The organism is Cupriavidus sp. YAF13 (genome assembly GCF_052113425.1).
In the GTDB taxonomy this organism is placed as follows: Bacteria; Pseudomonadota; Gammaproteobacteria; order Burkholderiales; family Burkholderiaceae; genus Cupriavidus.
Genome location: NZ_JBFRDD010000025.1, coordinates 40,157 through 60,077, shown reverse-complemented (window position 1 = coordinate 60,077; position 19,921 = coordinate 40,157). Strand labels below are relative to the sequence as shown.

Genomic DNA, 19,921 nt, shown 5'->3' with positions numbered 1-19,921 from the left:
CGGCCCGCGCGATTGTGCGGGCCGGCCAATAATGAGAGCGTGCAATGCCAAAGCGCACAGACATAAAGAGCATCCTGATCATCGGCGCCGGCCCCATCATCATCGGGCAGGCGTGCGAGTTCGACTATTCCGGCGCCCAGGCCTGCAAGGCGCTGCGCGAGGAAGGTTTCAAGGTCGTGCTGGTGAATTCGAACCCAGCCACGATCATGACCGATCCCAACACGGCCGATGTGACCTACATTGAGCCGATTACCTGGGAAGTGGTCGAGCGCATCATTGAAAAAGAGCGTCCCGACGCCATCCTGCCSACCMTGGGCGGCCAGACCGCGCTGAACTGCGCGCTGGACCTGCATCGCCATGGCGTGCTGGCAAAGTACAACGTCGAGTTGATCGGCGCGTCGCCGGAAGCCATCGACAAGGCCGAGGATCGCCAGAAGTTCAAGGAAGCGATGACCAAGATCGGCCTGGGCTCGGCCAAGTCCGGCATCGCCCACTCGATGGAAGAAGCGCTGGCCGTGCAGACGCAGATCGCCAAGGAAACCGCGACCGGCGGCTACCCGATCGTGATCCGCCCGTCTTTCACGCTGGGCGGCTCCGGCGGCGGCATTGCCTACAACCGCGAGGAATTCGAGGAAATCTGCAAGCGTGGCCTGGATCTCTCGCCGACCCGCGAACTGCTGATCGAAGAGTCGCTGCTGGGCTGGAAAGAGTATGAGATGGAAGTGGTCCGCGACAAAAAGGACAACTGCATCATCATCTGCTCGATCGAGAACCTGGACCCGATGGGCATCCACACCGGCGACTCCATCACGGTGGCGCCCGCCCAGACCCTGACCGACAAGGAATACCAGATCCTGCGTAACGCCTCGCTGGCGGTGCTGCGCGAGATCGGCGTCGATACCGGCGGCTCCAACGTGCAGTTCTCGATCAACCCGGCCGACGGCCGCATGATCGTGATTGAAATGAACCCGCGCGTGTCGCGTTCGTCGGCGCTGGCCTCCAAGGCCACGGGCTTCCCGATCGCCAAGGTTGCCGCCAAGCTGGCGGTGGGCTACACGCTGGACGAGCTGAAGAACGAGATCACCGGCGGCGCGACCCCGGCCTCGTTCGAGCCGTCGATCGACTACGTGGTCACCAAGGTGCCGCGTTTCGCGTTCGAGAAATTCCCGCAGGCCGACAGCCACCTGACCACCCAGATGAAGTCCGTGGGTGAAGTGATGGCCATGGGCCGCACCTTCCAGGAATCGTTCCAGAAGGCCCTGCGCGGCCTGGAAGTAGGCGTGGACGGCCTGGATGACAAGTCCACCGACCGCGACGAGATCGTCGAGGAAATCGGCGAAGCCGGCCCGGACCGCATCTGGTACGTGGGCGACGCCTTCCGCATCGGCATGTCGCTGGAAGAAGTGCACGCCGAGACCGCCATCGACCCGTGGTTCCTGGCCCAGATCGAAGACATCGTCAAGACCGAGACCCTGGTCAAGGCACGCAAGCTGGACAGCCTGTCGGCCGCCGAGCTGCGTCACCTGAAGCAGAAGGGTTTCTCGGACCGCCGCCTGGCCAAGCTGATGGGCGCCGAGCCTGCAGCCGTGCGCGCTGCACGCCATGCCGCCGGCGTGCGCCCGGTGTACAAGCGCGTGGACACCTGCGCCGCCGAGTTCGCCACCAACACCGCCTACCTGTACGGCACGTATGAAGCCGAGCATGGCGAGTGCGAAGCCGACCCCACCACCAATCGCAAGATCATGGTGCTGGGCGGCGGCCCGAACCGGATCGGCCAGGGCATCGAGTTCGACTACTGCTGCGTGCACGCCGCGCTGGCGCTGCGCGAAGACGGGTACGAGACCATCATGGTCAACTGCAACCCGGAAACCGTGTCGACCGACTATGACACCTCGGACCGCCTCTACTTCGAGCCGCTGACGCTCGAAGACGTGCTGGAAATCGTCGACCGCGAAAAGCCCGTCGGCGTGATCGTGCAGTACGGCGGCCAGACCCCGCTGAAGCTGGCGCTGGACCTGGAGGCCAACGGCGTGCCCATCATCGGCACCAGCCCCGACATGATCGATGCCGCGGAAGACCGCGAGCGCTTCCAGAAGCTGCTGCATGAACTGGGCCTGCGCCAGCCGCCCAACCGTACCGCCCGTGCCGAGGACGAAGCATTGCGCCTGGCCACCGAGATCGGCTATCCGCTGGTGGTGCGCCCGTCGTACGTGCTGGGTGGCCGCGCRATGGAAATCGTGCATGAGCCGCGCGACCTCGAGCGCTACATGCGCGAGGCCGTCAAGGTGTCGCACGACTCCCCGGTGCTGCTGGACCGCTTCCTGAACGACGCCATCGAGTGCGACGTCGACGCCCTGTGCGACGGCCAGCGCGTGTTTATCGGCGGCGTGATGGAGCATATCGAGCAAGCCGGCGTGCACTCGGGCGACTCCGCCTGCTCGCTGCCCCCGTACTCGCTGGCGCAAGCCACCGTGGACGAGCTCAAGCGCCAGACCGCGGCGATGGCCAAGGCCCTCAATGTGATCGGCCTGATGAACGTGCAGTTCGCCATCCAGCAAGTCAATGGCGAGGATATCGTCTACGTGCTGGAAGTGAACCCGCGCGCCTCGCGTACCGTGCCTTATGTGTCCAAGGCTACCGGCCTGTCGCTGGCCAAGATCGCCGCGCGCTGCATGGCGGGCCAGACGCTCGACTCGCAAGGCGTGTTCGATGAAGTGGTGCCCCCGTACTTCAGCGTCAAGGAAGCGGTGTTCCCCYTCAACAAGTTCCCCGGCGTCGACCCGGTGCTCGGACCAGAGATGCGCTCCACCGGCGAGGTGATGGGCGTGGGCAAGACCTTCGGCGAAGCGCTCTTCAAGAGCCAGCTGGCCGCGGGCTCGCGCCTGCCGGAGAAGGGCACCGTGTTGCTGACCGTCAAGGACAGCGACAAGCCGCACGCGGTTGGCGTGGCGCGCATGCTGCACGACATGGGCTACCCGATTGTCGCCACCCGCGGCACCGCGTCGGCCATCGAAGCCGCCGGCATCCCGGTGCGCGTGGTCAACAAGGTGAAGGACGGCCGCCCGCACATCGTCGACATGCTCAAGAACGGCGAGCTGGCACTGGTGTTCACCACCGTGGATGAGACGCGTACCGCCATTGCCGACTCGCGCTCGATCCGTATCTCGGCGCTGGCCAGCCGGGTGCCTTACTACACCACCATCGCCGGCGCGCGCGCCGCGGTGGAGGGCCTCAAGCACATGCAGAGCCTGGAGGTCTATGACCTGCAAAGCCTGCACGCCTCGCTGGCCTGAGGCGCGAAGACCAGACGGCGGTAGCGTAGACGGCTGAAGGCCTCCGGGCCGCCCGCAGTTGCTGCGGGCGGCCGTCTTGGCCTAAACTAGCAGCAATTTCGTCGATCTAACCGTCGATACAACCTGACAACCTCAAAGCCGCGGTTGAGCGGAAGTGCCCCGGGCAGTGATGCCGGCGCATGGTTCCTGCTCCGCTGCGGCTCATTTTTTTGTTGAACGAAGACATGAGCATTCCGATTACCAAGCGCGGTGCCGAGCTGCTGAAAGAGGAACTGCAGCGCCTGAAGGCCGTCGAACGTCCCGCCGTGATCAACGCCATTTCCGAAGCACGTGCGCAAGGTGACCTCTCCGAGAACGCCGAGTACGACGCCGCCAAGGAAAAGCAGGCCTTTATCGAAGGCCGGATCATCGAGGTGGAGTCCAAGCTGTCGGCGGCGCAGGTCATCGACCCGACCCAGCTCGATACCGATGGCCGCATCGTGTTTGGCGCTACCGTCGACCTCGAAGACCTGGAGTCGGGCAAGCCCGTGAGCTACCAGATCGTCGGCGACGACGAGGCCGACCTGGATAGCGGCAAGATTTCCGTCAGCTCGCCGATCGCGCGTGCGCTGATCGGCAAGTTCGAGGGCGATGTGGCGATCGTGCTGGCCCCTGGCGGCGAGCGCGAATACGAAGTCATCACGGTTCGCTACGTCTAAACGAGGCTGCGTGTTCTCTTCCTCCTATTCGAGCCTGCCGCCGCTGCCGCATCGGATCTTCCTCCTGCTGACCGTGGTCTGGGCCGGCAGTCTGTGGACAGTGGGCTACATGGTGGCCCCGACGTTGTTTTCCGTGCTGCCCAGCCGCGAGACGGCAGGCTTGATCGCCGGGCAGCTCTTCAGGACAGAGGCTATCCTCGGCGTGGTGGTCGGTGTGCTGCAGCTGGCGCTGTGCAACCTGATGATCCGCCGTGGCGCGGGACGCTATCGCGGCCTGCGCTGGCTTGTGCTGGGCATGCTGCTGTGTGTGCTGGCAGGGTATTTCGGCATCCAGCCCTTCATGGAAAACCTGAAGGAGAAGGCGGCGGCGCTTGGCGTGGGCGTGTCCGAGTCGCCTTATAAGGGACAATTCGGCATGCTGCATGGGGTGTCCAGCGTTTTCTACCTGGTGCACAGCTTGCTTGCGCTGGTCACCGTGTGGCGCGCAGCGGCGCCGCGCTCGGCTGGCGAGTAAGGCGCAGGGGCGAGCCCAGGTGGCCGTCCCCTGCCATGCCAGTGGCCCCGACGGGCGCGCTGGCATGGCTTCGACGTCAGTCGAGCGCTTTCTTCTTCTGGCTGGTCGGACGAACGCGCGCGCGCTTGACGTTGCCGCCGGCGGTGACGCGTTCATTGCCCAGCACCGTCACTTGCGAGCGCTTGGGGCGCCGATTGGGCGCGGCGCTAGGCTTCTTGACCGTGACGGTGCGCGGGGCGGCGCCGCCCCGCGGGGCCAGGCGGCCCAGTTCCTGCGGACGATTTTCCTTCAGGACGGCCGGCCCCGGACGCCATACCACCAGCAGCTTGCCGATATGCTGGATCGGAGCGGCGTCCAGATCTTCGCAGATGGTTTCGTACATGGCGATGCGGCTTTCGCGGTCGTCGCCGAATACGCGGATCTTGATCAGGTCGTGAGAGGCCAGGCTACGGTCGATTTCGGCCAGGACCGGACGCGTCAGACCTTCGCCGCCGATCATCACGACCGGATTGAGGCCATGGGCACGGGAGYGGAGTTCTGAACGCTGGGCGGGAATAAGTTGAAGAGCGGGCATAAGTAAAGCGCAGGCGAGGGCGCAAATGGGCGCGCAAGTGGTGCGCAAACCAAGGCACCGAAGTGCCGAAAAAGCGAATCGGCGCGTATTATCCGTCAAACTGGCGCGGTCAGGCTGCAAAAACAGCAAAACGAGTGAAAAACGCACGGGCGGCCGCGGGCCGGCGGCGTTTTTCTCCATACAGATGTATCCGGAATGGCCAAGAACAAATTCAATCAGGCGTGGTTGCACGACCATATCAACGATCCCTACGTCAAAATGGCGCAGCGCGAGGGCTACCGCGCTCGCGCAGCGTATAAGCTGAAGGAGATCGACGAGCAGGACAAGCTGATCCGCCCCGGCCAGGTCATTGTCGACCTCGGCGCGGCCCCCGGCAGCTGGAGCCAGTACGCACGCAACAAGCTGGCGGCGTCTACGCGCGCCAAGGACGGCGGCATCGACGGTGCAGTGATCGCCATCGACCTGTTGCCGATGGAGGCTGTCGCCGACGTCACATTTATCCAAGGTGACTTTCGCGAGGAGGACGTATTTCGCCAGTTGGAGGAAATCGTGCTGCAAGCGTCCGGCGGCGCAAAGATTGATCTTGTTTTGTCGGACATGGCCCCCAATTTGTCCGGTGTAGCCTTTGCCGATGCGGCCCGTATCGATTACTTATGTGACCTGGCGCTGGAATTTGCCCAGGCCCATCTGAAGCCGGAGGGCTCATTGCTGGTAAAGTGTTTCCATGGCAGCGGCTACAGCCAGATCGTGGAGAAGTTCAAGCGCCAGTTCAAGGTGGTCGCGAAACGCAAGCCCAAGGCGTCACGCGATAAGTCTTCAGAGACCTTCATTCTTGGGCGTTTCCTCAAGTCGGCGGGGTGAAGCGGTGCCTATCGCTTCGATGAATTTGCTTTTTACCCCGACGCCKGGCGCTGCATTACAATGCAGCTATCCCGTTGGCAAGGCGTTCGTAAAGGAGTTTGGCCTTGAATAACAACCTGTTTCAAAAGGCGGCAATCTGGCTCGTGATCGCGCTGGTGTTGTTTACCGTCTTCAAGCAGTTCGACAAGCCCCGCACGCAGGAAGGCGTCACCTATTCGCAGTTCATGGATGATGCCAAGGCCGGCAAGGTGGGCCGGGTTGACGTGCAAGGCCGCAATCTGGTGGTGACGCCCAAGGAAGGGCAGAAGTACACCATTATTTCGCCGGGCGACATCTGGATGGTTGGCGATCTGATGAAGTTCGGCGTCCAGGTCACCGGCAAGGCAGACGACGAGCCCAACATGCTGGTCCAGGCCCTGTATTACCTCGGGCCCACCCTGCTGATCATCGTGTTCTGGTTCTACATGATGCGGCAGATGCAGGGCGGTGGGAAAGGCGGTGCCTTCTCCTTCGGCAAGTCGCGCGCGCGCCTGATCGATGAAAACCAGAATGCAGTCACTTTCCAGGACGTCGCCGGTTGCGATGAATCCAAGGAAGAAGTGATCGAACTGGTGGACTTCCTCAAGGATCCGCAGAAATTCCAGAAACTGGGCGGCCGTATCCCGCGCGGTGTGCTACTGGTCGGCCCTCCGGGCACCGGCAAGACGCTGCTGGCGCGCGCCATCGCCGGCGAAGCCAAGGTGCCGTTCTTCAGCATCTCCGGCTCGGACTTCGTTGAAATGTTCGTTGGCGTGGGCGCGGCCCGTGTTCGCGACATGTTCGAGAATGCCAAGAAGCAGGCGCCCTGCATCGTCTTCATCGATGAAATCGATGCGGTCGGCCGTCACCGCGGCGCGGGCATGGGCGGCGGCAACGACGAGCGCGAGCAGACCCTCAACCAGATGCTGGTCGAGATGGACGGTTTCGAGGCCAACTCGGGTGTGATCGTGATCGCCGCGACCAACCGTTCGGACGTTCTGGACAAGGCGCTGCTGCGCCCGGGCCGTTTCGACCGTCAGGTGTATGTCGGACTGCCCGACATCCGCGGCCGCGAGCAGATCCTCAAGGTCCACATGCGCAAGGTGCCGATCGGCAACGACGTCGACGCCTCGGTGATCGCACGTGGTACCCCGGGCTTCTCCGGCGCCGACCTGGCCAACCTGGTCAACGAAGCCGCACTGTTCGCCGCCCGCCGCAGCAAGCGCGTGGTCGACATGCAGGACTTCGAGGACGCCAAGGACAAGATCTACATGGGTCCGGAGCGCAAGTCCACGGTCATGCGCGAAGAAGAGCGCCGCGCAACCGCGTACCACGAGTCCGGCCATGCGGTGGTGGCCAAGCTGCTGCCCAAGGCGGATCCGGTGCACAAGGTCACCATCATGCCGCGCGGCTGGGCACTGGGCGTGACGTGGCAGCTGCCGGAGCACGACAAGTACTCGAAGTACAAGGACAACATGCTTGACGAGATCGCCATCCTGTTTGGCGGCCGCGCTGCGGAAGAGGTCTTCCTCAACGCCATGAGCACCGGTGCTTCCAATGACTTCGAGCGCGCCACCAAGACGGCCCGCGACATGGTCACCCGCTTCGGCATGAGCGACACCCTGGGCACCATGGTGTACGTGGATACCGAGCAGGACGGCATGTTCGGCAAGATGTCGTCCAAGACGGTGTCGGAAGCTACCCAGGTCAAGGTCGATGCGGAAATCCGCCGTATCGTCGACGAGCAATACGGCCTGGCCAAGCGCCTGCTCGAAGAAAACCGCGACAAGGTTGAAGCCATGACTGCGGCTCTCATGGAATGGGAAACCATCGATGCGGACCAGGTCAACGACATCATGGCGGGCAAGCCGCCGCGGCCGCCGCGTGGCGCGTCCAGCCAGAACGGTGGTGGCAACACCCCGTCGGGTGGCTCGCCGGTGGCCCCGACCAACGCTCCGGCCACGGCCTGAGCGGATGGCCGGCACGATGGTGCCGCCGGCGCTCCGGTAATCCGGAAGCGCGCTGGCGCGGTTGTCGTGGTTGTAACGGTCGTTCACCAAGCCTGAAGCCGGCGCCTTGTGCGCCGGCTTTTTCTTTGCCGGCGCGTACGCCGCGCAGCGGCTTTCCACTTTCCTGGCTTTTGTCCTTTCGTATCTTGTCGTCGATCTCAACCGATTCGAGTTTCCAGTGCGGCCGCTACCGCTTCGCGCGCGACCGCCGTCCGCTGGTGATGGGCATCCTGAACGTCACTCCCGATTCCTTTTCCGATGGCGGCCAGCATGCTGGCCGCGATGCCGCCTTGCGCCATGCCGAGCGCATGATTGCCGAAGGCGTGGACATCATCGATATCGGCGGCGAGTCCAGCCGGCCGGGGTCGGCGGCATTGCCGCTGGACGAGGAGCTGGCGCGCGTGCTGCCCATCGTCGAGGCGCTGCGCGACTGCGGCCGACCGATATCCATCGATACCTATAAGCCGGAAGTCATGCGCGCGGCGCTGGCTGCCGGGGCGGACCTGATCAATGACATCTGGGGCTTTCGCATGCCTGGCGCTGTCGAGGCGGTGAGCGAGGCACAGGCGGGGCAGGCCGGACTATGCGTGATGCATATGCAGCGCGATCCGCAGACCATGCAGGAGCAACCCCAGTACGAGGATGTGGTGCGCGAGGTGGCTGGTTTCCTGCGCGAGCGGGTGGACGCGCTGCGCGCCGCCGGCGTGGCAGATAGCCGCATCACGCTCGATCCGGGCTTTGGCTTTGGCAAGGCGCCGGATCATAATCTGCAGTTGCTGGGCCAGCTGCCGCAACTGGCGGTGGATGGCCTGCCCTTGCTGGTGGGCCTGTCGCGCAAGTCGACGCTCGGCGCGATCCTGGGCGGGCGGCCGCCGCAGCAGCGGATCGCCGCCAGCCTCGCAGCGGCGGTATGCGCGGCGGAACGGGGGGCGTATATCGTGCGTGTGCACGATGTGGAACAAACGGTGGATGCGCTCAAGATCTGGTGGGCCATCCGCCATGAAACTATTGCCTGTTAACATTTGTTTTGATTGCGGGCATGCGGCATTGCGCGCTTAGCCTTTAGCATTCGGCATCCGCAACACCGAACAACGGGAGAATGACCATATGACACGCAAGTATTTCGGCACGGACGGGATTCGCGGCAGGGTTGGCGAGGCGCCGATCACGCCCGACTTCGTGATGCGCCTGGGCTATGCGGCGGGCATGGTGCTCGCCCATGGCGCGAAGCAGCAAGATCAGGCACGCCCGACCGTGCTGATCGGCAAGGACACGCGCATTTCCGGCTATATGCTGGAGGCCGCGCTAGAGGCCGGCTTTACCTCCGCAGGCGTCAACGTGCTGCTGACCGGGCCGCTGCCAACACCCGGAGTGGCCTATCTCACACGTGCGCTGCGCTTGTCGGCCGGCGTGGTGATCTCCGCCAGCCACAACCCGTACTACGACAACGGCATCAAGTTCTTCTCCGCCGATGGCGACAAGCTGCCGGACGCCGTGGAAATGGCGATCGAGCAAGCGCTGGAAGAGCCGATGGTCTGCGTGCGCTCGGACGATCTCGGCCGCGCGCGCCGCATCGAGGACGCCGCTGGCCGCTACATCGAATTCTGCAAGAGCACGTTCCCCTACGAGCAGGACCTGCACAAGCTCAAGCTGGTGGTGGACTGCGCGCATGGCGCCGCTTACCACATTGCTCCGCACGTCTTCCATGAGCTTGGCGCCGACGTGATCTCGATCGGCAACCAGCCGGATGGCCGCAACATCAACGCCGGCTACGGCGCGACGGCCCCGGAAAAACTGATCGAAGCGGTCAAGGCCAATGGCGCCGATCTCGGCCTGGCCTTCGATGGCGACGCGGACCGCCTGCAGGTGGTGGACCGCGACGGACGCCTGTTCAACGGGGATGAACTGCTGTACCTGATCGTCCAGGACCGCCTGCAGGCGGGCCAGGCCGTGGAGGGCGCGGTGGGTACGCTGATGACCAATATGGCGGTGGAGCTCGCGTTAAAGCGCCAGGGCGTGGAGTTCGTGCGCGCCAAGGTGGGCGATCGCTATGTGCTGGAAGAGCTGAACAAGCGCAAGTGGACGCTGGGCGGTGAGGGTTCGGGCCATCTGCTCTGCCTGGACCGCCACACCACCGGCGATGGCATCGTTTCCGCGCTGCAAGTGCTGGCCGCGTTGCGCCGCAGCGGCAAGACCCTGTCGCAATTGCTGGAAGGCGTTTCGCTGTTCCCGCAAACGCTGATCAATGTGCGCGTGGAAAAGGGCTTTGATTGGCAGTCCCACGCGGGACTGAGCGCGGCGCGCGCCGTGATCGAGCCGCAGCTCGAGGGCCGGGGCCGGGTATTGATCCGAGCATCGGGGACCGAGCCGGTGGTGCGCGTGATGGTCGAAGCCGAGAAGGTCGAGACCGCGGAGCAGGCGGCGCAGACGCTGGCGGACGCCTTGCGGGCCTGAAACCGGGTCATCGCCGCTAGTTGTTGCCAAAACGCCGGGCTTTTCGCCCGGCGTTATTTTTTGTTGAAAGGCAATTAACCGCAAGTTTTTTGGGCTTGCCTGCTGCCGGATGCGGGTCGGGGAGGGCGTTGCCGGCGAGTGGATCGATGTGATGCGGGAGGCTGCCTCCGCTGACTTTGAAGAAGATCTCGTGATGTCATTGAATTGTCATAGTCGGGGCTTAAAGTTCGACTTGTCAAAAAATTGTCATTCCCCAACCATGTCTCTGGAGGACATATGAAGCTGGTCAAGACTGCCGTTGCAGGCATTGTGTCGTTGGTGGTAGCGGGCACTGCGTTCGCGGCGGAAATTACCGGTGCTGGCGCTTCTTTCCCGGCGCCCGTGTATTCCAAGTGGGCCGATGCATATCAAAAGGCAACGGGTAACAAGGTCAACTATCAATCCATCGGCTCGTCTGGCGGCATCAAGCAGATCGGCGCCAAGACTGTCGACTTCGGTGCTTCGGACGCGCCCCTGAAGGACGAAGAACTGGCCAAGCAAGGTTTGGTGCAGTTTCCCACGGTGATCGGCGGCGTGGTGCCGGTGATCAACCTGCAAGGCATCAAGCCGGGCGAACTGACCATCACCGGCGACGTGCTGGCGAACATCTACCTGGGCAAGATCAAGAAGTGGGACGATCCCGCCATCAAGGCACTGAACCCGCACGCCAAGCTGCCGGGCCAGGACATCCTGCCGGTGCGCCGTGCCGATGGTTCGGGCACCACTTTCATCTTCACCAACTACCTGTCCAAGGTCAGCTCGGACTGGAAGAGCTCGGTGGGCGAGGGCACCACGGTCAACTGGCCGGGCGGTGGCACTGGCGGCAAGGGTAACGAAGGCGTAGCCGCTTTCGTGCAACGCCTGAACGGCGCCATTGGCTACGTTGAGTACGCCTACGCCAAGCAGAACAAGATGACCCACCTGAACATGAAGAACGCTGCCGGCGCAGTGGTTCAGCCTGGTGACGACGGTTTCAAGGCAGCTGCGGCAGGCGCCGACTGGAGCAAGACCTACTATCAGATCCTGACCAACGAACCGGGCAAGACGGCATGGCCGATCGCCGGCGCGACCTTCATCCTGGTGCACAAGAACCAGGAAAAGGCAGCGCAGGGCGCCGAAGTGCTGAAGTTCTTCGACTGGGCGTACAAGAGCGGCGGCAACATGGCCAGCGAACTTGACTACGTACCGCTGCCGGACGCCGTGGTGAACCAGATCCGCGCGACCTGGAAGAACTCGGTCAAGGACGGCTCGGGCAAGGCGTTGTACAACTGATTGGCGGGCTGCCACGGCAGCCGCGCCGTGCCGGTCCGGCGCCCCGAGGGCGCGGGACCGGCAGCATTGAAGGCAGCAAGGCAGTAGAAGCAGCAGTCTAAGAAGCAGAAGAAGCAGCGCAGCAAACGCGGCAACGCGCGCGGGCAAGCACGACGCAATGCAAGGGGCCTATTGGCCCGAGCGGTCGGTGCGGCCAGCCAGCCGCCTACTAAACGAACTCCAATACCACATCATGGCGACTACATCCGATCTATCCGCAGTACGGCCGCCTAGCCGTACCGGTGACATCCTGTTTGGTGGCCTGACGCGCGGCGCCGCCATCGTGACCTTGCTGCTGCTTGGCGGCATCATCGTATCGCTTGCGATCAGCGCCTGGCCTTCGATCGAGGCCTTCGGCCTGCGCTTCCTGTGGACCGCAGAGTGGGATCCACCCGCGGACGTCTATGGCGCGCTGGTGCCGATCTACGGCACCATCGTTACCTCCTTGATCGCCCTGATCATCGCGGTGCCTATCAGCTTTGGCATCGCGCTGTTCCTGACCGAGCTGTCGCCGGCCTGGCTGCGCCGCCCGCTCGGCACCGCYATCGAATTGCTGGCCGCCGTACCCTCGATCGTCTACGGCATGTGGGGCCTGCTGGTCTTCTCGCCGATCTTCGGCGAGTACTTCCAGAAGCCGCTGGCCGCTACCGTGGGCCAGGTGCCGCTGATCGGCAAGCTGTTCCAGGGCGCGCCCCTGGGCATCGGCCTGCTGTGCGCCGGCGTGATCCTGGCGATCATGATCATTCCCTACATCGCGTCTGTGATGCGCGATGTGTTCGAAGTTACCCCGGTGTTGCTCAAGGAATCGGCTTATGGCATCGGCTGCACCACGTGGGAAGTGATGTGGCGCGTGGTGCTGCCTTTCACCCGTGCCGGCGTGATCGGCGGCGTGATGCTGGGCCTGGGCCGCGCGCTGGGCGAGACCATGGCGGTCACCTTCGTGATCGGCAATACCAACCTGCTGGACAACGCCTCGCTGTTCTCGCCGGGCAACAGCATCACCTCGGCACTGGCCAATGAGTTCGCCGAAGCCGGCGCCGGCCTGCATACCGCCGCGCTGATGGAGCTTGGCCTGATCCTGTTCTTTATCACGTTCGTGGTCCTGGCGCTGTCCAAGATCCTATTGCTCCGCCTGGCCAAGAACGAGGGTGCAAAATGAGCCAAGCCGCCATGTCCTCCACTTCCTCTACGCCGATTCCGGCAGTCAGTCCGGATGCGGATGCCACGCGCACGCGCCTGCAGGCACGGCGCCGCCGCACCAACTTCTATGCCCTGACCGCGTCGCTGGGCGCCATGGGGTTCGGTCTGTTCTGGTTGGCCTGGATCCTGTGGACCACCATTTCGCTGGGCGTGGGCGGCCTGTCGATGGATCTGTTCACGCAGATGACGCCGGCGCCGAATACCGCCGGCGGCGGCCTGGCCAATGCGATCTACGGCAGTTTCGTGATGGTGGGCCTCGCCACGCTGTGCGGCACACCCTTGGGCATCCTGGCCGGCATCTACCTGGCCGAATACGGCAAGACGTCGCCACTGGCCAGTTTCATCCGCTTTATCAATGACATCCTGCTGTCGGCGCCGTCGATCGTGATCGGCCTGTTCGTCTACGCGCTGGTGGTGACCCGCATGGGCCATTTCTCCGCCTGGGCAGGCATCTGCGCGCTGGCGTTGCTGCAGATTCCGATCGTGGTGCGCACGACCGAGAACATGCTGAACCTGGTCCCCAACGCGCTGCGCGAGGCCGCCTTCGCGCTCGGCACGCCCAAGTGGAAGATGGTGCTGTCGATCACAGTGAAGTCGTCGTATGCAGGCATCGTCACCGGCGTGCTGCTGGCGGTTGCGCGTATCGCCGGCGAGACCGCGCCGCTGCTGTTCACGGCCTTGTCCAACCAGTTCTGGACCAGCGACCTGAACAAGCCGATGGCGAACCTGCCGGTGACCATCTTCCGCTTCGCCATGAGCCCGTTCGTCGAGTGGCAGCAACTGGCCTGGGCCGGCGTGTTCCTGATTACCGTTGGTGTGCTGGCGCTCAATATCCTGGCACGCATGCTGTTCAAGAAATGACCGGCAGCGCGACAGTCGCACGGCCTACCCCAAATTCTTTGCGAGAGACGAGCATGACCTCGACCGTCATCGACATTCCCGACACGACCCGCGCCAAGATCGACGTGCGCAACCTGAACTTCTACTACGGCCAGTTCCATGCGTTGAAGAACGTCAACATGTCGATCCCCGAGCGCAAGGTGACGGCCTTTATCGGCCCGTCCGGCTGCGGCAAGTCGACCCTGTTGCGTACCTTCAACAAGATGTACGCGCTCTATCCGGAGCAGCGTGCCGAGGGCGAGATCAACATGGATGGCGAGAACCTGCTGACCACCAAGAAGGACATCGCTCTGCTGCGCGCCAAGGTTGGCATGGTGTTCCAGAAGCCCACGCCGTTCCCCATGTCGATCTATGACAATATCGCCTTTGGGGTGCGCCTGTTCGAGAAGCTGTCACGCTCCGAGATGGACGACCGCGTGGAATGGGCACTGTCCAAGGCGGCGCTGTGGAACGAAGCCAAGGACAAGCTCAACCAGTCGGGCTATGGCCTGTCCGGCGGCCAGCAGCAGCGCCTGTGCATCGCGCGCGGCATCGCGATCCGCCCCGAAGTGCTGTTGCTGGATGAGCCGTGCTCCGCACTTGACCCGATTTCGACCGGCCGTATCGAAGAACTGATCGCGGAGTTGAAGGACGAGTACACGGTGGTGATCGTGACCCACAATATGCAGCAAGCCGCGCGCTGCTCGGACTACACCGCGTATATGTACCTGGGTGAACTGATCGAGTTCGGCGAGACCGAGAAGATCTTCATCAAGCCGCATCGCAAGGAAACCGAAGACTACATCACCGGCCGTTTCGGCTGATTGAGCGTTACCCACATAACGCATAGCATACGAATAGAGCGGCTAGGAGAGCAACATGTCTGACAAGCATCTGTCGACCCAGTTCGACGCCGACCTCAACGCCATCAGCACGAAACTGCTGCAGATGGGCGGTCTGGTCGAGTCGCAGATCGAAAACGCCATGCGGGCGCTTTCGGAGTTCGACGCGGGCCTGGCCGACCAGGTCATCGCGCGCGAGCACCACCTGAATGCCTTGGAACTCGAGATCGATGCCGATTGCGGCAACATCATCGCGCGCCGGCAGCCGACCGCGCGCGACCTGCGCCTGGTGATGGCGATTTCGAAGACCATCACCAACCTGGAGCGCGCCGGCGACGAGGCGGAGAAGATCGCCAAGCGCACCAAGCACATCATGGAAGACGCCGGCGCCCACCAGATCAATTACTCGGAGGTGAAGCTCTCGGGCGATCTGGCCATCGCGCTGCTGCGCCAGGCGCTCGATGCCTTTGCGCGCCTGGACACCGTGGCTGCCGCCCGGATCGTCAAGGACGACAAGGCCATCGACGACGAATTCCGTGCGTTCGTGCGCAAGCTCATCACCTATATGATGGAAGACCCGCGCACGATCTCGGTCGCGCTGGATTTCCTCTTTATCGCCAAGGCGATCGAGCGCATTGGCGACCACGCCAAGAACATCGCTGAATTCATCATCTACATCGTCAAGGGAACCGACGTCCGCCACGCCTCGCGTGAGGACATGGAGCGCGAAGCGCTGAGTTAAGGCGCCACCGCGGAGAAAATTACATGCCAAGCAGCATTCTTGTTGTCGAAGACGAACCCGCGATTGCCGAACTGATCGCGGTCAACCTGCAACACGCGGGACACTATCCGATCCGGGCCTATAACGCCGAGCAGGCGCTGTCGCTGATGAGCGACGTGCTGCCCGACCTGGTGCTGCTCGACTGGATGCTCCCGGGCAAGTCGGGAGCCACCTTCGCCAAGGAGCTGCGCAATAACGACCGCACCAAGCAGATTCCTATCATCATGCTTACCGCGCGCAGCGAGGAGCAGGACAAGGTGCTGGGGCTCGAGGCCGGCGCGGACGACTACGTCACCAAGCCGTTCTCGCCCAAGGAACTGCTGGCCCGTATCAAGGCGGTGCTGCGCCGCCGTGCCCCGCAACTGACCGACGACGTCGTTGCCATCAATGGCCTGCGCCTGGACCCGGCCACGCACCGGGTCACCGGCCAGGATGAATCTGGCCTGATCAAGCTGGACCTGGGTCCTACTGAGTTCCGTTTGCTGCACTTTTTGATGACGCATCCGGAGCGCGTTCATAGCCGTTCGCAGTTGCTGGACCAGGTCTGGGGTGATCACGTGTTCGTGGAAGAGCGGACCGTCGACGTGCACATCAAGCGCCTGCGCGCCGCGCTGACCCCTGGCGGCTACAGCAACATGATCGAGACGGTGCGCGGTAGCGGCTACCGCCTGGCTCGCGCGCCCAGCCACTGATCGGCAGGCTTGCCACGTCGTTTCCGGCGTGGCGCCTGTTACAGCTTGCCCGTTTCGTGGCACACTCCACCGCATTCCATGCGGTCTTGCCGCCTGCCTGACCTTCTCACTTCTTCATGAACGTCATCTGGGCCCGTTCGGCGGCCATCCTGATTTTCCTGGCCCTGGCTTCGGCCGGGCTGTACTTCTTCCTTGGCCCCGTGCCTGCGCTGGCCGTGCTGTGCGTCGGGTTGCTGGGGCATCTGCTTTATTACATCTACCAGATCAACCGGCTCTGGAAAGTGCTGGACGCGCCGGCCTACGGCGAGATTCCCAGCGCGCTGGGGCTATGGGGCGAGGTGTATTACCGCCTGCATCGCCTGGTCAAGCGCTGGCGCACCCAGGTGTTGCAGGTCGAGCAGCAACATACCCGTTTTATCCAGGCTATCCAGGCGTCGCCCAATGGCGTCCTGATGCTGGATGATGCCGACCAGATCGAATGGTGCAACGATGTGGCCGAGCAGCATTTTGGCCTCAATGCGCGGCGCGACGTGCGCCAGCGCATCACCCACCTGATCCGGCGGCCGGAATTCGTCCAGTACCTGCACTTGCAGCGTTTCGATGAGCCGCTGGTGATGCGCGACATGGGCGAGCACAAGCGCAGCGTGATCGCCGTGCAGATCCTGCCTTACGGCGAAAGCCGCAAGCTGGTGCTGACACATGACATCACCAAGGTGGAGAACACCGAGGCGATGCGCAGGGATTTCGTCGCCAACGTCTCGCACGAACTGAAGACACCACTGACGGTGCTGACCGGTTTCCTGGAAACGGTGCGCGACCTGCCGGTGTCGGAGCAGGATCGCAACCGCTACCTCGACATGATGCTGGTGCAGTCCATGCGCATGCAGCACCTGGTCGAGGACTTGCTGGTGCTGGCCAAGCTGGAAAGCGACGAGCAGCCGCCGAGCCAGGACCGGATCGACCTGGCCGAGCTGGTTGCGCACCTCGTGCACGACGCCGAGGCACTATCCCAGGGCGAGCACCAGATCTCCGCGCAGATTGATCCGGCCGTCACGATCCGCGGTGCGGAGCGTGAACTGCTGTCGGCCTTCGGCAACCTGGTTTCCAATGCGGTGCGCTATACGCCGGAGGGCGGGCGCATCAGCATCGCGCTGAACTACGAGAACGAGCACGCCATTTTCTCGGTCACCGATACGGGCCTGGGCATTGCCGCCGACCATATTCCGCGCCTGACCGAGCGTTTCTACCGGGTCGACCGCAGCCGTTCGCGCGATACCGGAGGGACCGGCCTCGGGCTGGCCATTGTCAAGCATGTGCTGTCGCGCCACCATGCCGACCTGCGCATCACCAGTGAAGTGGGGCGCGGCAGCGTGTTCCGTGTGGTTTTCCCGGTCGATCGCAGCGGCTATATGCCGGGCGCCTTGCCACGGCCAGGACAGTCACCGCAGAAGGCGGCCTGAGCGAGCGCCCGTTCGCGGCGCCGTGCGTGGCAGGGCGCACGCGAGGCGCGCCCTGCCGACCTCACCCTCAGGCGCTGCCGAACAGGGCCAGCAGGTCGTGCTGGCTGACGTGCGGCTGCTTGGACTTGGTGTGCTTGCGGATGTAGCTGCCGTCGGGCAGCATGATCCATGCGGAAGCATTGTCGTGCAGATGCACCCGCAGGCTCTCCTTGATGACCCGCGCCTTCAGGACTTTGTCCAGCACCGGGAATGCCACCTCGACGCGACGGAACAGGTTGCGGTCCATCCAGTCCGCGCTGGACAGGTAGACCACCTCCGTGCCGCCGGCCAGGAAGTAATAGACCCGGTGATGCTCGAGGAAGCGCCCGACGATGGAGCGCACCGTGATGTGCTCCGACAGGCCCGGCACCCCTGGGCGCAGCGCGCACACCCCACGGATGATCAGGTCGATCTTCACGCCGGCGCGTGACGCCTTGTACAGCTCGTCGATGATGGATGGCTCCAGCAGCGCATTCATCTTGGCCATGATGCGCGCGGGCTTGCCGGCACGGGCGTTGCGGGCTTCCGCGCGGATGTGCTCCACCAGATTGCTCTGCATGGTGAACGGCGACTGCCACAGGTGATTCAGGCGGATGGTGCCCGCGGTGCCCGTTAGCAGCTGGAACACGTGCTGGACGTCCTCGCAGATCTTCTCGTTGGCAGTGAGCAGGCCAAAATCGGTGTACAGCCGCGCGGTGCGCGGATGATAGTTGCCGGTGCCCAGGTGCGCGTAGCGGCGCAGCTTGAACTGCTTGCTCTTGGCGCCTTCCAGTTCGCGGCGCACCATCAGCAGCATCTTGGCATGGCACTTGTGGCCAACTACGCCATAGACCACATGCGCGCCGGCGGATTCGAGCCGCTCGGCCCAGTTGATGTTGGTTTCCTCGTCAAAGCGCGCCAGCAGTTCCACCACCACAGTGACTTCCTTGCCATTGCGCGCCGCCGTCATCAGCGCCTCCATCACCGGCGACTCGTTGCCGGTGCGGTAGACGGTCTGCTTGATGGCTACGACGGCAGGGTCGACGGCGGCCTGCTGCAGCAGGTCGAGCACCGAGCTGAAGCTCTCGTAGGGATGGTGCAGCAGCACGTCCTGCTGGCGGATCGCATCGAACATCGAAGCGCCGGGCGCAAACACCTTGACCGGCGCCGGCACGTGCGGCGGGTACTTGAGGGCAGGGCGGTCGACCAGGTCGGGGATCTGCATCAGCCGCACCAGGTTGACCGGGCCGCTCACACGGTACACGTCCTGCTCGCCCAGGCCGGATTCGAGCAGCAGGCGGCGCGCCATGGCCGGCGGGGTATCGGACGAGATTTCCAGGCGCACGGTGTCGCCGAAGTGGCGGGTCGGCAGTTCGCCTTGCAGTGCTTCACGCAGGTCCGTGATATCGTCCTCCGACACGAACAGGTCAGAGTTGCGGGTGACGCGGAACTGATAGCAGCCGTTGACCTTGATCGCGGGGAACAGCTCATGCACGAAAGCTTGCATGAAGGACGACAGCAGCACAAATCCGTAGGGATAGCCCGAGAGCTCCTCGGGCATCCTGACTACGCGCGGCAGCGCGCGGGGCGCCTGCACGATGGCCAGGTCAGCCTCCCGGCCGAAGGCATCCTTGCCCGACAATTCAATGATGAAATTCAGGCTCTTGTTGAGCACCCGAGGGAAGGGGTGGGCCGGGTCCAGCGCGATCGGCGTCAGGACCGGGCCGAGCTCGCGCGTGAAGAAGCTGCGCGCCCATTCGCGCTGCGCCTCGTTCCAGGTGGAGGCGAGGTGAAAGAACACCCCTTCTTTCTCCAACAGGGGGAAAATCACGTTTTGCAGCATGTCATACTGCATGGCCACCAGCTTTTGCACGCGCTCCGTGACAATCTGGTATGCCTGCTGCAAGGAAAGGCCATCGGGCGTGATGCCGGAAGGATTGTCACGCATCTGCTCCTTCAAGCCGGCCATGCGGATCTCGAAGAACTCGTCCAGATTACTTGAAACAATACAAATGAATTTCAGACGTTCGAGCAGCGGCACGCTGGCGTCAGCTGCCTGTGCCATGACTCTCGTATTGAATTCCAGAATGCCCATTTCGCGGTTGAGCAGCGTGCCGGGTGGGCTTGTCGACATAGGCATGACCTTCTTTTGGTAATGCGGCGACTTTTTCATAGAATCATGTCAAATTGATGACAATGTGATTTTGTCACGATGCAGACATGATAAAGACATATTTTCTACGGTTGGGTGAGCCTGACTGCCCGACACCGTTATTTA

16 protein-coding genes are annotated in these 19,921 nt (G+C 63.3%); 14 read left to right on the top strand and 2 right to left on the bottom strand.

Going from position 1 to position 19,921, the window contains the following annotated elements:
- Window positions 1-44: 44 nt before the first annotated feature.
- The 3 genes from carB to AB4061_RS20390 all read left to right on the top strand — a co-directional run bounded on the left by carB (window position 45) and on the right by AB4061_RS20390 (window position 4,505).
- A complete protein-coding gene (gene carB / locus AB4061_RS20400) occupies window positions 45-3,293 on the top strand; it encodes a carbamoyl-phosphate synthase large subunit (protein ID WP_441636925.1) in 3,249 nt (1,082 codons plus the stop codon).
- Between the two features lie 224 nt (window positions 3,294-3,517).
- Window positions 3,518-3,991, top strand: a complete 474-nt coding sequence (greA, locus tag AB4061_RS20395) for a transcription elongation factor GreA (RefSeq protein ID WP_043352072.1) — start codon at window positions 3,518-3,520, stop codon at window positions 3,989-3,991.
- A 10-nt stretch (window positions 3,992-4,001) separates the two neighbouring features.
- Entirely contained in the window at window positions 4,002-4,505 is a 504-nt protein-coding gene (locus tag AB4061_RS20390) for a DUF4149 domain-containing protein (RefSeq protein ID WP_441636923.1), read from the top strand.
- Between the two features lie 76 nt (window positions 4,506-4,581).
- Here AB4061_RS20390 and AB4061_RS20385 read toward each other — a convergent pair whose 3' ends face one another.
- A complete protein-coding gene (locus AB4061_RS20385) occupies window positions 4,582-5,079 on the bottom strand; it encodes a YhbY family RNA-binding protein (protein WP_441637013.1) in 498 nt (165 codons plus the stop codon).
- A gap of 195 nt (window positions 5,080-5,274) precedes the next feature.
- Here AB4061_RS20385 and AB4061_RS20380 point away from each other — a divergent pair, with 195 nt between their 5' ends.
- The 11 genes from AB4061_RS20380 to phoR all read left to right on the top strand — a co-directional run bounded on the left by AB4061_RS20380 (window position 5,275) and on the right by phoR (window position 17,625).
- Window positions 5,275-5,940: an RlmE family RNA methyltransferase gene (locus tag AB4061_RS20380; RefSeq protein WP_441636921.1), complete on the top strand. Its 666-nt coding sequence runs from the start codon at window positions 5,275-5,277 to the stop codon at window positions 5,938-5,940.
- Window positions 5,941-6,044: 104 nt separating this feature from the next.
- Window positions 6,045-7,928 (top strand): ATP-dependent zinc metalloprotease FtsH, encoded by a 1,884-nt coding sequence (gene ftsH, locus AB4061_RS20375; protein ID WP_150983315.1) that lies wholly within the window; start codon window positions 6,045-6,047, stop codon window positions 7,926-7,928.
- A gap of 260 nt (window positions 7,929-8,188) precedes the next feature.
- Window positions 8,189-8,986 (top strand): dihydropteroate synthase, encoded by a 798-nt coding sequence (gene folP / locus AB4061_RS20370; protein WP_441637011.1) that lies wholly within the window; start codon window positions 8,189-8,191, stop codon window positions 8,984-8,986.
- Between the two features lie 88 nt (window positions 8,987-9,074).
- Window positions 9,075-10,421, top strand: coding sequence for a phosphoglucosamine mutase (glmM, locus tag AB4061_RS20365; RefSeq protein ID WP_183035037.1), 1,347 nt, complete (start codon window positions 9,075-9,077; stop codon window positions 10,419-10,421).
- Between the two features lie 276 nt (window positions 10,422-10,697).
- Window positions 10,698-11,732 (top strand): phosphate ABC transporter substrate-binding protein PstS, encoded by a 1,035-nt coding sequence (pstS, locus tag AB4061_RS20360; protein WP_441636918.1) that lies wholly within the window; start codon window positions 10,698-10,700, stop codon window positions 11,730-11,732.
- A gap of 232 nt (window positions 11,733-11,964) precedes the next feature.
- A complete protein-coding gene (gene pstC, locus AB4061_RS20355; RefSeq protein WP_174423342.1) occupies window positions 11,965-12,930 on the top strand; it encodes a phosphate ABC transporter permease PstC in 966 nt (321 codons plus the stop codon).
- Window positions 12,931-12,941: 11 nt separating this feature from the next.
- Window positions 12,942-13,832, top strand: a complete 891-nt coding sequence (pstA, locus tag AB4061_RS20350) for a phosphate ABC transporter permease PstA (RefSeq protein ID WP_441636915.1) — start codon at window positions 12,942-12,944, stop codon at window positions 13,830-13,832.
- A 53-nt stretch (window positions 13,833-13,885) separates the two neighbouring features.
- Window positions 13,886-14,674, top strand: a complete 789-nt coding sequence (gene pstB, locus AB4061_RS20345; protein WP_253927527.1) for a phosphate ABC transporter ATP-binding protein PstB — start codon at window positions 13,886-13,888, stop codon at window positions 14,672-14,674.
- A gap of 55 nt (window positions 14,675-14,729) precedes the next feature.
- A complete protein-coding gene (phoU, locus tag AB4061_RS20340) occupies window positions 14,730-15,434 on the top strand; it encodes a phosphate signaling complex protein PhoU (RefSeq protein ID WP_441636912.1) in 705 nt (234 codons plus the stop codon).
- A 23-nt stretch (window positions 15,435-15,457) separates the two neighbouring features.
- Window positions 15,458-16,165, top strand: a complete 708-nt coding sequence (gene phoB / locus AB4061_RS20335) for a phosphate regulon transcriptional regulator PhoB (RefSeq protein WP_043347578.1) — start codon at window positions 15,458-15,460, stop codon at window positions 16,163-16,165.
- 116 nt (window positions 16,166-16,281) lie between these two features.
- Window positions 16,282-17,625: a phosphate regulon sensor histidine kinase PhoR gene (gene phoR / locus AB4061_RS20330; RefSeq protein WP_441636910.1), complete on the top strand. Its 1,344-nt coding sequence runs from the start codon at window positions 16,282-16,284 to the stop codon at window positions 17,623-17,625.
- A gap of 67 nt (window positions 17,626-17,692) precedes the next feature.
- Here phoR and ppk1 read toward each other — a convergent pair whose 3' ends face one another.
- Complete coding sequence (gene ppk1 / locus AB4061_RS20325) at window positions 17,693-19,816, bottom strand: polyphosphate kinase 1 (protein ID WP_441636908.1); 2,124 nt, start codon at window positions 19,814-19,816, stop codon at window positions 17,693-17,695.
- Window positions 19,817-19,921: the final 105 nt, after the last annotated feature.

What these genes read in the sequence shown, in the direction of transcription:
- folP (WP_441637011.1), top strand. Translation starts at nt 8,189, where the DNA reads ATGGGCATCCTGAACGTCACTCCCGATTCCTTTTCCGATGGCGGCCAG.
- pstS (WP_441636918.1), top strand. Translation starts at nt 10,698, where the DNA reads ATGAAGCTGGTCAAGACTGCCGTTGCAGGCATTGTGTCGTTGGTGGTA.
- phoB (WP_043347578.1), top strand. Translation starts at nt 15,458, where the DNA reads ATGCCAAGCAGCATTCTTGTTGTCGAAGACGAACCCGCGATTGCCGAA.
- ppk1 (WP_441636908.1), bottom strand. Translation starts at nt 19,816, where the DNA reads ATGAAAAAGTCGCCGCATTACCAAAAGAAGGTCATGCCTATGTCGACA.
- glmM (WP_183035037.1), top strand. Translation starts at nt 9,075, where the DNA reads ATGACACGCAAGTATTTCGGCACGGACGGGATTCGCGGCAGGGTTGGC.
- pstA (WP_441636915.1), top strand. Translation starts at nt 12,942, where the DNA reads ATGTCCTCCACTTCCTCTACGCCGATTCCGGCAGTCAGTCCGGATGCG.
- phoR (WP_441636910.1), top strand. Translation starts at nt 16,282, where the DNA reads ATGAACGTCATCTGGGCCCGTTCGGCGGCCATCCTGATTTTCCTGGCC.
- pstB (WP_253927527.1), top strand. Translation starts at nt 13,886, where the DNA reads ATGACCTCGACCGTCATCGACATTCCCGACACGACCCGCGCCAAGATC.
- greA (WP_043352072.1), top strand. Translation starts at nt 3,518, where the DNA reads ATGAGCATTCCGATTACCAAGCGCGGTGCCGAGCTGCTGAAAGAGGAA.
- AB4061_RS20380 (WP_441636921.1), top strand. Translation starts at nt 5,275, where the DNA reads ATGGCCAAGAACAAATTCAATCAGGCGTGGTTGCACGACCATATCAAC.
- phoU (WP_441636912.1), top strand. Translation starts at nt 14,730, where the DNA reads ATGTCTGACAAGCATCTGTCGACCCAGTTCGACGCCGACCTCAACGCC.